We start from the raw sequence: 14,344 nt of genomic DNA on the forward strand, positions 1-14,344 counted from the left end.
TCAGTTCAACTCCCGCAGACGACGGCGGTGATAGCGGGTTCTCAGGAATATGGCGGCGATCATCAGCGCCCAGCCGCCGCCCAGAGCGACATAGCCGGCCAGTTGGACCGTGGGGCCGAAATCGCCCGCGCGACCGGCCGCCCACACGAGGATGGCGCCCAGCAGCACCAGTCCGAAGCCTGCAAGGCGGGGCGTGCGGCCCACGGCGCGCAGCTCGGCGCGATAGGCCTCGACCTGGGCCGAGGTTGGAGCGTCGGTCCGGGTCATGCCGTCACGGGCTCGGAGTTCGGCAACTTGTTGATCGGCTTGGCGGCCGAGCCGTCATAAAGCCTGGGGTCGGTCAGGGTCAGGGCCCCGCCCTCCGGCGCGGAGTTCACGCGATCGACGCGCGGGCCGCGCTCCGGCGTCTTTCCGGCGGCGAAGTCGTCGATGATCTGGTTCATGTCCGAGGCGGTCAGGTCCTCGAAATAGTAGTCGTTGATCATGGCCATCGGCGCATTGACGCAGGCGCCCAGGCACTCGACCTCTTCCCAGTAGAATTTGCCGTCGGCCGATAGGGTCTGTTTCGGGCCGATCCGGTCCTTGCAGACCTTCATCAGGTCGCCGGCGCCGCGCAGCATGCAGGGCGTCGTGCCGCAGACCTGGATCAGGGCGGCCGAGCCGACCGGCTCCAGCATGAACATGGTGTAGAAGGTCGCGACCTCCAGCACCCGGATGTAGGCCATGTCCAGCTTGTCGGCGATGGCGCGGATGGCGGGTTCGGAAACCCAGCCCTCCTGCTTCTGGACCAGCCACAGCATCGGGATCACCGCCGAGCGGGCGCGGTCCGCCGGGTATTTGGCGATCCACCAGTCGACCTTCTTCATCGTCTCCTTCGAGAAGGCGAACGACGCGGGTTGATCCTTGGCGAGACGACGAACGCTCATGCTCTACCCATCCAACGGTTCAGGCGCGCGCCCCAGACCGCCTTGCCGGCGTTCGAAAGGTCGCGGGAAAGCCAGGACATCGGCGGCAGGAACCGCACAGCCAGCTGGCTGAGGAAGATGAAGCCGCTCATCCAGACAATCGAGCGCAGGTTGGCCTCGAGGAAGCCCCTGCCCTCGGCCAGATAGCCGGCGCGATACGCCCCGCGCACCAGGGTCACCCCGGCGAAGCCCGGGGTCGAAACGACCGCCGTGGCCAGGGCGAACTTCGCCACGCCCATCAGCTCGCGCCGACGCGGCGAGAAGGCGACCTGGGCGATGACGCCGAAGGCCATCAGGCTCGCGAAGGCGATGACCTGCAACTGGTTGAAGACGGGATCGACGATGAAGGCGCTCATTGCGGCGGATACCGATGAGCGGTGGTCAGGCGTGCACGCGCCCGGCGTTGAGCCGGCGCGAAGGACCAGACCAGGATACCGACTAGGACGGCGCCCCACATCCAGAGCCATGCCGCGCCGTTGTCCAGCGTCGTCAGCTCGCCGAGAGCCAGCATGGTCAGCGGGGCGATCATCGGGGCGATCAGAAGTAGATTGTCCTTCACCAGACCCATGCGACCCTGAGGGTGGCGCACGGCCTTGGCATCCGTCGAGAAGCCGACGACCAGCAGGGTCAGCAGCATCAAGCCGCCGCCCATGGCGCACAGCCCGACCAGGATGGCGGTGAAGATCTGGTCTGTCACCGGTCGACCTCGCCGAAGACGATGTCGAGCGAGCCCAGGATGGCGGAAACGTCGGCCAGCATGTGGCCGCGGTTCATCCAGTCCATCGCCTGCAGGTGACGGAAACCGGGGGCCGAAATCTTCACGCGGTACGGCTTGTTGGTGCCGTCGGACACGAGATAGATGCCGAACTCGCCCTTGGGCGCCTCGACGGCGGCGTAGACCTCGCCGGCCGGGGTGTGGAAGCCTTCGGTGTAGAGCTTGAAGTGATGGATCAGGGCTTCCATCGACCGCTTCATCTCGCCGCGCTTGGGCGGGACGATCTTGTTGTCCTCGACCATGACCGAGTCGCCGGGGCAGTTCCGGAGCTTGTGGATGCACTGCTCCATGATGTGCACCGACTGCTTCATCTCCTCGATGCGAACGAGGTAGCGGTCCCAGCAGTCGCCGTTCTTGCCGACGACGATATCGAACTCCAGCTCGGCGTAGCACTCGTAGGGCTGCGACTTGCGCAGGTCCCAGGCGATGTCGGAGCCGCGCAGCATGACGCCGGTGAAGCCCCACTGCAGGGCCTGTTCCTTGGACACGATGCCGATGTCGACGTTGCGCTGCTTGTAGATACGGTTCTCGGTGACGAGGCTTTCGATGTCCTTCAGCGCCGCCGGGAACTCGGCGCACCAGCGGCCAATGTCGTCGATCAGCGCCATCGGCAGGTCCTGATGGACGCCGCCGGGACGGAAGTAGTTGGCGTGCAGGCGCGCGCCGCAGGCCCGCTCATAGAAGACCATGAGCTTCTCGCGCTCCTCGAAGCCCCACAGCGGGGGCGTCAGGGCGCCGACGTCCAGAGCCTGGGTCGTCACGTTCAGCATGTGCGACAGGATGCGGCCGATTTCCGAGTACAGGACCCGGATCAGCTGCGCGCGATACGGCACCTCGATGCCCAGCAGGCGTTCGATGGCCAGGCAGAAGGCGTGCTCCTGGTTCATCGGGGCGACGTAGTCGAGCCGGTCCAGATAGGGCACGTTCTGGAGGTAGGTGCGGGCCTCCATCAGCTTTTCGGTGCCGCGGTGCAGCAAGCCGATGTGCGGATCGACGCGTTCGACCACCTCGCCGTCCAGTTCCAGCACCAGACGCAGCACGCCGTGCGCGGCCGGGTGTTGCGGGCCGAAGTTGATGGTGAACTTGCGGTCGTCCATCTCCTTCGCATGTTCGGTGCGATGGTCGTCGAAGGCGATGTGGCCCAGGTCGTCGGCGACGACGTCGAGGTCGGCGCGGTCCGGCGAAGCGTTCGCGATGGGGTGTCCGTCAGCCATCAGGCCTTGCCTCCCGAAGGCGCGACGCCGGCGACAGCGGCGGCCTGAGCGGCCTTCTCGTCGCCCGGCAGGACGGGAGCCGGATATTCGGCGCCCTCCCACGGAGACAGGAAGTCGAAGTTGCGGAATTCCTGGGTCAGCTTGACGGGCTCGTAGACCACCCGCTTCTGTTCCTCGTCGTAGCGGACTTCGACATAGCCCGTCATCGGGAAGTCCTTGCGCAGCGGATGCCCCTGGAAGCCGTAGTCGGTCAGGAGGCGGCGCAGGTCCGGGTGGTTCGAGAACAGCATGCCGTACATGTCGAACGCCTCGCGCTCGAACCAGCCGGCCGAAGGATAGACCTCGATCACGCTGGGGACGGGCTGGACCTCGTCGGTCGTGACCTTGACCCGCAGGCGGGCGTTCCGCGTCAGGCTGAGCAGGTGATAGACGACGTCGAACCGCTCGGCGCGGTCCGGATAATCCACGCCGCAGACGTCCAGCAGTTGCTGGAAGCCGAAGCGGTCGCGCAGGCTGGTCAGGACTGCGACGATACGGTCGCGATGGCAGGCGATCGTCAGTTCGCCATAGGCCACGGCCGCATCGACCTGCAGCTCGGCGACCATTTCCTGACCCAGCGGGGTCAGGGTTTCGGTGTTGCGCGCGACTGTCGCGAGGTGACCGTTCATCGTTCGATCGTCCCGGTGCGACGGATCTTCTTTTGCAACTGCAGCAGGCCGTAGACCAGCGCCTCCGCCGTCGGCGGGCAGCCCGGAACGTAAGCATCGACAGGTACAACGCGGTCGCAACCGCGAACGACACTGTAGCTGTAGTGGTAATAGCCGCCGCCGTTGGCGCAGGAACCCATCGACAACACGTAACGCGGATCCGGCATCTGGTCGTAGACCTTGCGGAGCGCCGGAGCCATCTTGTTGGTCAGGGTGCCGGCGACGATCATCAGGTCCGACTGACGCGGGCTGGCGCGCGGGGCCATGCCGAAGCGTTCGAGGTCATAGCGCGGCATCGAGGCCTGGATCATCTCCACGGCGCAGCAGGCCAGGCCGAAGGTCATCCACATAAGCGACCCCGTGCGGGCCCAGTTGATGACGTCGTCCAGCGAGGCTGTCAGAAAGCCCTGCTCGGTGACCTCGGCGTTGACCGCCTCGAAGAATTTGTCGTGCAGCTTGGGGTCGTAGCCTTCGACCGTCGAACGCGCGCCCTGGCCATACGCCGTGGGCAGGGTCGAGGTCGCGCCGATCAGGCCGCCAGCCGGGGGAGAGATCACTGCCACTCGAGCGCGCCCTTCTTCCATTCGTAGATGAATCCGACCGTCAGAACGCCCAGGAAAGCCATCATCGACCAGAAGGCGAAGACCATGCCGCCCTTGGACAGGTCGAAGATCGACACGGCCCAGGGGAAGAGGAAGGCCACTTCCAGGTCGAAGATGATGAAGAGGATCGACACGAGGTAGAACCGCACGTCGAACTTCATCCGTGCATCGTCGAAGGCGTTGAAGCCGCACTCATAGGCGGACAGCTTTTCCGCGTCGGGGTTGCTCGGGGCCATGGCCCACGAGGCGACCATAAAGCCGACGCCGATCACGAGGGCGATGCCTACGAAGATCACCACCGGCAGATACTGAAGGAGAAATGCGTTCATAGAATTGGGTCCAGGCCGCGTGGGAGGGCGGCGGATTCGGCGCTTTCTAGACCCAACCTCCGCCGGGTTCAAACCCAAGCGGTGAAAGGATTTTTCTTGCGAACGGTTCGCAGGAATTGGCCGTTTTCGCGCGTTCACGGACGGGATTTGGGGCAACGCGAAAATCTGTCGAAATCGTCGGAATGGTCGTTGACACGGAACAGCCCCCCCGCCTAAACGACGCCCCTCGCCGCAGCGCACAGCGCTTCGGAGGGGAAACGCGGGTGTAGCTCAGTTGGTTAGAGTGCCGGCCTGTCACGCCGGAGGTCGCGGGTTCGAGCCCCGTCACTCGCGCCACTTTCTGTGATTGCAGAAAGTGGCGCGTCCGCCCTCTTAAACTTCAGATATTCGCAGCCAATGCGGTACGGCTCCGATGCGGACATCCGCTCGGCACGACTGCAATCTCATTCAGTCTTGAACTGCGAATGCGGCAAAGCAGTTCGCCTAAGTCCGCAGAGCCGGCCATCAGCCTTCAGTGAACCGCCAGCGCCTCACCGGGCGTCACGAATTCCGCCTTCCCGCTGACCTCGCCGTAGGTCATGCACAGGTCTTCGAAGACCCGGTTCCACGCGAAGGTTTCGACCGTGTGGACGCGGGCGGCCGCGCCGATGGCCTCGATGTCGCGTTCGAACAGGGCCTCGATGGCCGCAGCATAGTCCGATGGGTCGGCGCTCTTCGAGAGCTGGCCCACGCTGTCGTTGACGGTCTCGGCCACCCCGCCGGCGTTGACGCCGACGACCGGGCGGCCACAGGCCATGGCCTCCAGCACGATCAGGCCGAACGGCTCCTTGTCGTTGGCGTGTACGAAGGCGTCGCAGCTGGCGATGATCCGGGCCACGGCCTTGGGATCGCGCTCGTACGGCAGGGCGATCACACGATCCTCGGCGGGCATCCCCTGCCCCGCCCCGACCAGAACCAGATGATAGGGGGCGCCCAGTTTCTGGACCGCCTCGATCAGGACGTCGATGTTCTTCTCGCGCGCCGGACGACCGGCGAAGCACAACAGACGCGCGCTGGCGGGCAGGCCCAGCTTCTTAAGAAGCCAGCTCCGGTCGCCCCGATCCGGGCGGAAGGTGTCGATCTCGACCCCCAGGGGGCGGATGACGATGTCCTTGATGCCGGCCTCTTCCAGGCGCCGCGCGATAAAGCGGCTGGGAGAGATGACGCGGTCGAACTGGCCGAAGAGCCGGGCCCAGCGCTTCTCGACCGGCTTCTTGGCCCATTCGCCGAAGTGGAGCGCGGCCAGACCCGCCGGATCGGAGTGGCAGAAGCCGACGACCGGGCAGCCGGCGCGCTGACCGGCCTCCAGGGCGCCCTGCCCCGGCGTATAGGGATCGCCCGCTTCGATCAGGTCGGGCTTCATCGACGCGACCCAGGCGGCCCAGCGGCGCACCGACGACGGCCACCGATAGCCGTCGCCGAACGGCAGCTTGGTGGCGTGGAGCTGGATGATCCCGTCAGGTCCGGCCTGGTGCTTGGCGCCCGGCACGACGAGGGAGTGAGCCACGCCGGGACGGTTCTCTTCCAGCCAGGCCTTCTTGGACAGAAGGTAGCGCTTCACCCCGCCCGAGCGCGGCGCGTAGAGCATCGTGGTGTCGACCATACGCGGGCGCGGATCGTTGGCCGAAGCTTTCAGCACCCTCAGAGTCTCGGCGACCTCTTCGTCCCAGCCCGGAATGAGCCGCAGCTCACCTTCGTGAACGTCGAGATCGGACAGGCTCATGGGGTCTTGCTCCGCAGCGGTCTTCGCCCCAACGCGCTTCCGTTTCGATTGGATGCGTGCGGACGATTTGGACCGGACCATGAAGCGCCCCTACGCCTGAGAAAGGCGAAGCTCAAGCGTCATCGTCACTGTCGCCCGGCGGGGGGATGACGACCCCCCGCCGCGTCAGGGATTCCCGCAGAAGAATCTCCAGCTGGGCGTTGACGGAGCGCAACTCCGCCGCCGCCAGCCGCTCGACCGCCGTCATCACCCCGGCTGAGGCGCGCATAAGGAAGGGCTTGCGGACCTTGGCCACGCCTAGCCGTAGAGGGTGCCGGTGTTGACCACGGGCTGGGCCTCGCGGTCGGCGCACAGGACGACCAGCAGGTTGGAGACCATGGCGGCCTTGCGGTCCTCGTCCAGCTCGACGACCTCGCGCTCGCCCAGGTCCTTCAGCGCGCTTTCGACCATTCCCACGGCGCCGCGCACGATCAGGCGACGGGCCGAGAGGATGGCTTCGGCCTGCTGGCGACGCAGCATGGCTCCGGCGATCTCGGGCGCATAGGCCAGGTGAGCCAGACGGGCCTCGTCGATGGCCACGCCCGCGACCTTGACCCGGTTGGCCAGTTCGTCACGCAGACGAGCGGCCACGTCCTCGGCGTCGGCGCGCAGGGTCAGTTCCCGCTTCTCGTGATCCTCCTCCTCGCCGTGGTCGTAGGCGTAGTGCGAGGCGATATCGCGCAGGCCCGTGTCGATCTGGATGTTCACGAAGGCCAGATAATCGTCGACGTCGAACAGGGCCTGGGCCGAATCCTCGACGCGCCAGACGACATTGGCGGCGATCTCCACCGGACTGCCGCGCTTGTCGTTCACCTTCAACTTGTCGGACGTGACATTGCGGGCGCGCAGCGAAATCTTCTTGCGTGTGTACCAGGGCAGGATCCAGCGCAGGCCGGTCGTGCGGTCGGTGCCGCGATACGACCCGAACAGCAAAATCGCCGCGCCTTCGTTCGGTTGCAGCGCATACAGCCCGCACAGCAGAAACAGTCCGATCACGGCCAGGACGATGCCGCAGAGGACATAGAGCGCCGTCTCGGGCCCCTGGGTCACGATCACGGGGCCGAGGATGATGAGCGCCATTCCGACGAGCATCATCAAAATGCCGTTGGCCGTCCGAGCGGGTCGCTCCTGAGAGATTGTCCTTTGGTCGTTCATGTCGCCCTCCAAATCGATATGAAAATGATATCACTTCCAAAGCCGTGCCGTAAAGCTTTCAGCGACCTGCGCTCGTCCGGATCGATGCTTTCGGCCTTGCATTCGCCTCAAATTCGCGAAACTTGAGACAGGTCGCGAAGCCTTTGTTAGAAGGCGCGCGGCGCCCGTGCGCGTGTCCACTTGGGGTATTTTTCCGAATGCGTAGACTGTTTGCGACCGCGGTGGCGCTTGCCCCTCTGATGGCGGCCGCAGGAGCGCATGCAGAGGTCGTGATTTCGACCGCCCGCACGACGCCCATCGTCACTTCGCTGGCGACCGGCACGGCCCGCGACGACATTCGTATCGGCACGGGCGGTTCGATCGCCGTGAACACCGGCGCAGCCATCACGGTCGATACGAACAACAACGTCACCGTCGACGCCGGCACCAACATCACGATGTCCAACTCGGCCGACGGATCGACCGCGATCCTGGTCGCCGGGACCACGACGGCCGCCAACATCACCATCAACGGGACCATCACGGTCACCGACAACATCGACACCTATACGGACACGGACAACGACGGCGACCTGGACGGTCCGATCGCGGCCGGCGCCAACCGCTATGGCGTGCGCCTCGTCGGCGGCACGCCCCTGACCGGCAATCTCTCGATCGGAGCGTCCGGCACCATCCTGGCCGAGGGCGCCAACTCGCGTGCGGTCTCGATCGAGCGCGGCCTGACCGGAAACTTCACCTCCTTCGGTTCGATGCGGGCGGTCGGCGACAACGCCATCGCCTATTCCCAGACCGGCAACGTGTCCGGTTCGGTCCGCCTGGGCGGTCCCGTCACCGCTCAAGGCCAAGGCGCCAGTGCGGTCAACATTCAGGGCGACGTCGGGGGACGCGTGACGCTGCAGGGCGATATCGCCGCCACCGGCTACCGCTACACCCAGCGCCCAGGCGACACGGCCCTGGCCCTGCTGGACGCCGACGACCTGTTGCAGGGCGGCGCGGCCGTCGTGATCGGCGGCAACGTCGGCGGCGGGCTCGTGATCGACACCCAGCCCAGCAACCTGATCCCGGATGTCGCCACCGACCCGACCACGACAGACGAGGACGGCGACGGCGTCCCCGACGCGACCGAGGGCAACGCGGTCATCAACAGCTTCGGCGCGGGCGCGGCCCTGACCGTCGGATCGGCGACGCGCGGCGTCACCCTGGGCGTCGCCGGAACCACGGCGACGACCAACTACGGCCTGATCAACCGCGGCGAGATCGTCGGCGACGGCGTCTACGACAACGTCAACGGACTGGGTCTCCAGCTGGGCGTCGCGGGCGGCCAGACGGTGACCGTCGCCGGAGGCGTGCGCAATGAGGGCGCCATCAGCGCCATCGGACGCAACGGCGGCGCCACAGCGGTCCAGATCAACGCCGGGGTCACCACCCCGCGCTTCGACAACACCGGCGCAATCACCGCTGGCGTCTCCAGCGTCAACGCCAGCTCCAGCACGACGGGGATCGACATCGCGGCCGGCGCCAACCTCCCGGTCCTTTTCAACAACGGTGCGATCCTGGCCTCGGCCGGCGGCGGCGTGTCCACCGTCAACGCCATCCGCGACCTGTCGGGCACCCTGACGACGATCAACAACGCCGGCAGCATACGGGCCTCGCTGATCGCCAACGAGAAGAACGACCCCATCACGGGCACCGCCACGGCCATCGACGTCTCGGCCAACACCACCGGGGTTACCTATCGACAGTACGGCGAGGCCAGCGCGCCCACGGCGACCGACCCGGATACCGACGGCGATGGCGTCACCGATTCCAACGAGCCCGCCCTGGTCGGTGCGATCCGCTTCGGCTCGGGCGCGGATTTGCTGAGCCTGGAGAACGGCACCCTTACCGGCGATGTGTCGTTCGGCGCCGGCGCGGACCGCCTGAACATCACGGGCGGCGCAGTCCTGACCGGCGCGATCACCGACAGCGACGGCCGTCTGGACATCAACGTCGCCAACGGCGTCTTGGACGCGCGCCAGTTGAACCGCACCTCGGTCACCAGCCTCAACGTCGGCGCGGCGGGCGACCTGATCGTCACCCTCGACCCGGCCAGCACCACGAACGCGGGCTTCCGGGTCAATGGCGCGGCGAACCTGGCGACCGGCGCAGGTCTGGGCGTGCGGTTCAACTCCCTTCTGCTCAGCCCTCAGCGCTTCACCATCATCGACGCCAACACGCTGACGATCGGGACGATCGACCAGACGGCGCTGCAGACGAACTCACCGTATCTCTATGTCGTCACCGCCGGAGCGGATGTGGCGGCGGCCGACGTCTATATCGATGCGCGTCGACGCACGGCGGCCGAAGCGAATCTGAACGCAGTCGAATCGCAGATGTTCGATTCGTTCTACGGTTCGCTGAGCTCCAGTTCGGTGCTGCGCGACGCCTTCCTGTCCCAGACCGGGCGCGACGGCTTCATCAACCTGTACGAACAACTGCTGCCGGACCACTCGGGCGGCCCATTGCTGTCGCTGGCTTCGGGCGTCGACGCGGTGACCCGCGCCCTGACCGGCCGTAACGCCACGGTCGAGCCGGGCGACACCTCGGCCTGGCTGCAGGAAATCAACTTCTACGCCGACAAGGACAAGACCGACACCTACGGCTTCCGCTCGGAAGGCTTCGGCGTCGCCGGCGGCATCGAGCGCGGCACGGGCCTCGGCGCCGTGGGCGTGTCGGTCGCCTTCACCTCGTCGGACATCGAGGATCCCGAGGCCGAGGCCGAGGAAATCCTGTCGGCCAACCTGGTCGAACTGGGCCTTTACTGGCGGGCCCAGGGCCAGGCCTGGAGCACCTGGGCGCGGGTCGCCGGCGGCTACGCCACCTTCGATTCGACCCGCCAGCTGGTGACCGAGAACATCAATCTCATCAATACCTCCAGCTGGAACGGCTACACCCTGTCGGCAGGCGGCGGCGCGTCCTACGAGAAGAATTTCGGCCGACTGAGCATCCGCCCGGAAGCCTATGCCGAGTACTTCTCGCTGAACGAGGACGGTCACACCGAGGAAGGTCTGGAGCCCGGCTTCAACCTCAACATCGAAGACCGCAACGGCCACATGTTCACGGGCACAGCCGCGGTGAACATCGGCTATGGCTTCGGTGAGAACGGCTGGATCCGCCCCGAGGTCCGCCTCGGCTGGCGTCAGAACTTCTCCGTGGATCCGGGCGAGACCATCGCCCGCTTCGCCTCGGGCGGTTCGGTCTTCACCCTCTCGCCCGACACGATCGAAGGCGGCGGTCCGATCGCCGGCTTCCACCTCAGCGTCGGCAACGATCTGGGCAAGATCTCCATCAGCGCCGATGCCGAGATGATCGAAGACTACGTCCGCTACTCCCTGCTGCTGCGGGCCAGCTTCCGGTTCTGATCGGACGGACAAGACAAGGAAAAGGCCGCCGGAGCGATCCGGCGGCCTTTTGCTTTGGGGTGGTAGGCGGCGACGGGTTCGAACCGCCGACCCTCTCGGTGTAAACGAGATGCTCTGACCAGCTGAGCTAGCCGCCCTCACCACGGAGGCGTGGTTGTGCCCTCCTCCGCCTGCCGGTTCAACAAAGAAAAACCTCCCCGCCTGTGCGGCAGGGAGGCTGTTCAGGTCAGTGGCTGACGACGGCGGCGCCGTCACCGGCCGCCGGCGGAGCGGCGGGCGTCAGCGGCTCTGCGACCTCGTCCCACTCCACCGGAGTGAGGGTGCCCACGAGGGCCCATTTCAGAGCCTCGTCGGCCGTCGAGATCGGGACAATCTCCAGCGCGCCCTTCACATTGTCGGGCACGTCGGCGAGGTCCTTCTCGTTCTCCTGCGGGATAAGCACGGTCTTCACGCCGGAGCGCAGGGCCGCGAGCAGCTTCTCCTTCAGGCCGCCGATGGCCGTCACGCGACCGCGCAAGGTGATCTCGCCCGTCATGGCGATGTCCTTGCGGATCGGGATGCCCGTCAGGACCGAGACCATGGCCACCGTCATGGCGACGCCGGCGGACGGACCGTCCTTGGGCGTGGCGCCGTCCGGCACGTGGACGTGGATGTCGGTCTTCTCGAACACAGGCGGCTTGACGCCGAAGGCAAGCGCCCGAGACCGCACGTAGGACGCGGCGGCCGAGATCGACTCCTTCATCACGTCCTTCAGATTGCCGGTGATGGTCATGCGACCCCGGCCGGGCATCTTGATGGCCTCGATGGTCAGGATGTCGCCGCCGAACTCGGTCCAGGCCAGACCGGTAACGATGCCGACCTGGTCTTCCTCGTCCGTCTCGCCGTAGCGGAACTTCTTCACGCCCGCGTATTCGGCCAGTTTGGCGTCGTCGATGGTGATCGACAGAAGGTTGTGTTTGGCCATCTCGCGCACCGCCTTGCGGGCCAGACCGCCCAGAGCCCGCTCCAACGACCGCACGCCGGCTTCGCGCGTGTAGTAGCGGATCAGATTGCGAATCTGATCGTCGGGCACGATGAACTCGGCCGGCGTCAGGCCATTGTCCTTGGTGACCTTGGGCAGGACGTGACGCTTGGCGATCTCGACCTTCTCATCCTCGGTGTAGCCGCTGACCCGGATGATCTCCATCCGGTCCATCAGGGGCTGGGGCATGTTCAGGCTGTTGGCCGTGGTGACGAACATGATGTTCGACAGGTCGTAGTCGACCTCAAGATAGTGGTCGCCGAACGCGTTGTTCTGAGCGGGATCCAGCACCTCCAGCAGGGCCGAGGACGGGTCCCCGCGCCAGTCGGCGCCCAGCTTGTCGATCTCGTCCAGCAGGATGAAGGCGTTGGTGGTCTTCACCTTCTTCATCGACTGGATGATCTTGCCCGGCATCGACCCGATGTAGGTGCGGCGGTGACCGCGGATCTCGGCCTCGTCGCGCATGCCGCCCAGCGACATGCGGACGTATTCACGACCGGTCGCCTTGGCGATGGACTTGGCCAGGGAGGTCTTGCCGACGCCCGGAGGACCGACGAGGCACAGGATCGGGCCCTTGAGGCTGTTGGTGCGCGCCTGCACCGCCAGATACTCGATGATCCGCTCCTTCACCTTCTCCAGGCCGTAGTGATCCTCCTCGAGGATGTCCTCAGCCTTGTTGAGATCGATCGGCTTCTGCTTGGTCTTGCCCCACGGGATCGACAGCAGCCAGTCGAGGTAGTTCCGGACGACGGTCGACTCGGCCGACATCGGGCTCATGTTGCGCAGCTTCTTGACCTCGGCCTCGGCCTTGGTGCGCGCTTCCTTGGACAGCTTGGTCTTCCGGATGCGTTTTTCGAGCTCCATGATCTCGTCGCGCGCGTCGTCGGTCTCGCCCAGCTCGCGCTGGATCGCCTTCATCTGCTCGTTCAGATAATATTCGCGCTGGGTCTTCTCCATCTGGCGCTTCACGCGCGAGCGGATCTTCTTCTCGACCTGCAGGACAGAGATCTCGCCCTCCATCAGGCCGTAGACCTTCTCCAGCCGCTGCGGCACGGCGATGGTTTCCAGCAGGGCCTGCTTGTCGGCGATCTTGACCGAAAGGTGCGCGGCGACGCTGTCGGCCAGCTTCGACGCATCGGTGATCTGCGGGATGGAAGACAGGGCCTCGGGCGGGACCTTCTTGTTCAGCTTCACATAGGATTCGAACTGCTCGATCACGGCGCGCAGCAGAGCCTCGGTCTGGGAGGGTTCGCCCAGATCATCCTCGATCTCTACGGCCTCGGCCTCGAAATACTCCTCGCGATCGGTAAAGCGGGTCAGGCGGGCGCGGCCTTTGCCCTCAACCAGAACCTTCACGGTCCCGTCGGGCAGTTTCAGCAGCTGCAGGACGGTGGCGAGCACGCCGACCGGATAGATGGCGTCCGGCGACGGATCGTCGTCGACGCTGTTCTTCTGGGTGGCCAGCAGGATCTGCTTTTCACCCTTCATAATCTCGTCGAGGGCCCGCACGGATTTCTCGCGCCCTACGAAGAGCGGCACGACCATGTGGGGGAAGACGACGATGTCCCGCAGCGGCAGGACGGGGAGGATTTTACTCTCGGACATTATGCGCTCCTGGGCCTTTGATCATCTCCGGCCCGCCGGCCCCGACGCCCCGCGATATGCAGCGACACCCTGGACAGGCCCGTCGATTCCGACGGCGTTCGAGTGAGTATGTGGCCCCTCCCCCGTCGTGTTCAAGCGGTGCGGGTAGACGATACACAGCGGCAGGGAAGTGCGGCCAAGCTGCACGGACCGTCCCCTGGGACCTGCTGGACCGGGACGAACCGTTCGCAGACGAACCTTGGCCTTGGATCAGGTGTGGATGACGACCTGTGGCCGCCGCGCCGCAAGACCACACGTATCCGGCAACCGAAACCAACCGTGGCCGTTGCGATCGCAAGATAACAACGATTGGGAGGCTATCTTGAACAGAATAATCACCCTGGCGGCGGCTGCGTCCGTCCTGGCGCTGACTGCCTGCAACCGCGACGCCGAGACCGCCCCGGCCATGGACGACGCGACGGCGGCGACCAGCGCGGAGGCGGCCTCGGCCGGTGACGCTGGTTTCGACGCCTCGACCCGCGCCTCGACCTCCAACGGCGCCATGGCGGCGGGCGAGCCGGCCTCCGCCTCCGAAACGATGGATCCCGCCGGGTCGAGCAAGACGTCGCCTACGGGGGCGAGCGCCAGCGGGGTCAGCCAGTCCACGCGCGACAACGCCCAGGCCAATGCCGAGGCCACGAACCTGCACCCCAATCCGCCGCAGTAAGCCGGCAGACGGCGCGCAGAAGAAAGGGGCGGGACCGCGATGGTCCCGCCCCTGTCCGTTTCT

At 65.9% G+C, this 14,344-nt stretch carries 14 protein-coding genes and 2 tRNA genes; 3 read left to right on the plus strand and 13 right to left on the minus strand.

The window, feature by feature from the left end; translation table 11 throughout:
- From O5O43_RS08375 to O5O43_RS08410, 8 genes are all read right to left on the minus strand, one after another.
- Complete coding sequence (locus O5O43_RS08375; protein WP_271083431.1) at nt 1-267, minus strand: hypothetical protein; 267 nt, start codon at nt 265-267, stop codon at nt 1-3.
- Nucleotides 264-926, minus strand: coding sequence for an NADH-quinone oxidoreductase subunit NuoE (gene nuoE, locus O5O43_RS08380; protein ID WP_271083432.1), 663 nt, complete (start codon nt 924-926; stop codon nt 264-266). Before nuoE ends, O5O43_RS08375 begins: the two co-directional genes overlap by 4 nt.
- Nucleotides 923-1,321: a hypothetical protein gene (locus O5O43_RS08385; protein ID WP_271083433.1), complete on the minus strand. Its 399-nt coding sequence runs from the start codon at nt 1,319-1,321 to the stop codon at nt 923-925. Before O5O43_RS08385 ends, nuoE begins: the two co-directional genes overlap by 4 nt.
- Nucleotides 1,318-1,662 carry a hypothetical protein gene (locus tag O5O43_RS08390; RefSeq protein ID WP_271083434.1) on the minus strand — a complete coding sequence of 115 codons (345 nt, stop codon included), beginning with the start codon at nt 1,660-1,662 and terminating at the stop codon, nt 1,318-1,320. Before O5O43_RS08390 ends, O5O43_RS08385 begins: the two co-directional genes overlap by 4 nt.
- A complete protein-coding gene (locus tag O5O43_RS08395) occupies nt 1,659-2,837 on the minus strand; it encodes an NADH-quinone oxidoreductase subunit D (RefSeq protein ID WP_271086413.1) in 1,179 nt (392 codons plus the stop codon). Before O5O43_RS08395 ends, O5O43_RS08390 begins: the two co-directional genes overlap by 4 nt.
- Before the next feature lie 116 nt (nt 2,838-2,953).
- On the minus strand, nt 2,954-3,622 hold the full coding sequence (locus O5O43_RS08400) for an NADH-quinone oxidoreductase subunit C (protein WP_271083435.1): 669 nt from the start codon (nt 3,620-3,622) through the stop codon (nt 2,954-2,956).
- Complete coding sequence (locus O5O43_RS08405; protein ID WP_271083436.1) at nt 3,619-4,245, minus strand: NADH-quinone oxidoreductase subunit B; 627 nt, start codon at nt 4,243-4,245, stop codon at nt 3,619-3,621. Before O5O43_RS08405 ends, O5O43_RS08400 begins: the two co-directional genes overlap by 4 nt.
- On the minus strand, nt 4,215-4,592 hold the full coding sequence (locus O5O43_RS08410) for an NADH-quinone oxidoreductase subunit A (protein WP_271083437.1): 378 nt from the start codon (nt 4,590-4,592) through the stop codon (nt 4,215-4,217). Before O5O43_RS08410 ends, O5O43_RS08405 begins: the two co-directional genes overlap by 31 nt.
- Before the next feature lie 259 nt (nt 4,593-4,851).
- Between O5O43_RS08410 and O5O43_RS08415 the strand changes: the two genes are divergently transcribed.
- Nucleotides 4,852-4,928: transfer RNA gene (locus O5O43_RS08415), tRNA-Asp, on the plus strand.
- Between the two features lie 175 nt (nt 4,929-5,103).
- On the opposite strand, the gene O5O43_RS08420 is transcribed toward O5O43_RS08415, so the two are convergent.
- From O5O43_RS08420 to O5O43_RS08430, 3 genes are all read right to left on the minus strand, one after another.
- Nucleotides 5,104-6,354, minus strand: coding sequence for a glycosyltransferase (locus O5O43_RS08420; RefSeq protein ID WP_271083438.1), 1,251 nt, complete (start codon nt 6,352-6,354; stop codon nt 5,104-5,106).
- A gap of 112 nt (nt 6,355-6,466) precedes the next feature.
- Nucleotides 6,467-6,649, minus strand: a complete 183-nt coding sequence (locus O5O43_RS08425; RefSeq protein ID WP_271083439.1) for a hypothetical protein — start codon at nt 6,647-6,649, stop codon at nt 6,467-6,469.
- A 2-nt stretch (nt 6,650-6,651) separates the two neighbouring features.
- A complete protein-coding gene (locus tag O5O43_RS08430) occupies nt 6,652-7,548 on the minus strand; it encodes an SPFH domain-containing protein (RefSeq protein ID WP_271083440.1) in 897 nt (298 codons plus the stop codon).
- Nucleotides 7,549-7,745: 197 nt separating this feature from the next.
- On the opposite strand from O5O43_RS08430, the gene O5O43_RS08435 reads away from it, so the two are divergent.
- On the plus strand, nt 7,746-10,949 hold the full coding sequence (locus O5O43_RS08435; protein ID WP_271083441.1) for an autotransporter outer membrane beta-barrel domain-containing protein: 3,204 nt from the start codon (nt 7,746-7,748) through the stop codon (nt 10,947-10,949).
- A 60-nt stretch (nt 10,950-11,009) separates the two neighbouring features.
- Here O5O43_RS08435 and O5O43_RS08440 read toward each other — a convergent pair.
- Both O5O43_RS08440 and lon read right to left on the minus strand, forming a co-directional pair.
- A tRNA-Val gene (locus tag O5O43_RS08440) sits at nt 11,010-11,086 on the minus strand.
- 89 nt (nt 11,087-11,175) lie between these two features.
- On the minus strand, nt 11,176-13,575 hold the full coding sequence (gene lon, locus O5O43_RS08445; protein WP_271083442.1) for an endopeptidase La: 2,400 nt from the start codon (nt 13,573-13,575) through the stop codon (nt 11,176-11,178).
- A gap of 361 nt (nt 13,576-13,936) precedes the next feature.
- Here lon and O5O43_RS08450 point away from each other — a divergent pair, with 361 nt between their 5' ends.
- Nucleotides 13,937-14,281: a hypothetical protein gene (locus O5O43_RS08450; protein ID WP_271083443.1), complete on the plus strand. Its 345-nt coding sequence runs from the start codon at nt 13,937-13,939 to the stop codon at nt 14,279-14,281.
- The last annotated feature ends 63 nt before the right edge of the window (nt 14,282-14,344 follow it).

Origin of the sequence: Brevundimonas sp. NIBR11 (genome assembly GCF_027912535.1) — a bacterium.
Classification (GTDB): Bacteria; Pseudomonadota; Alphaproteobacteria; order Caulobacterales; family Caulobacteraceae; genus Brevundimonas.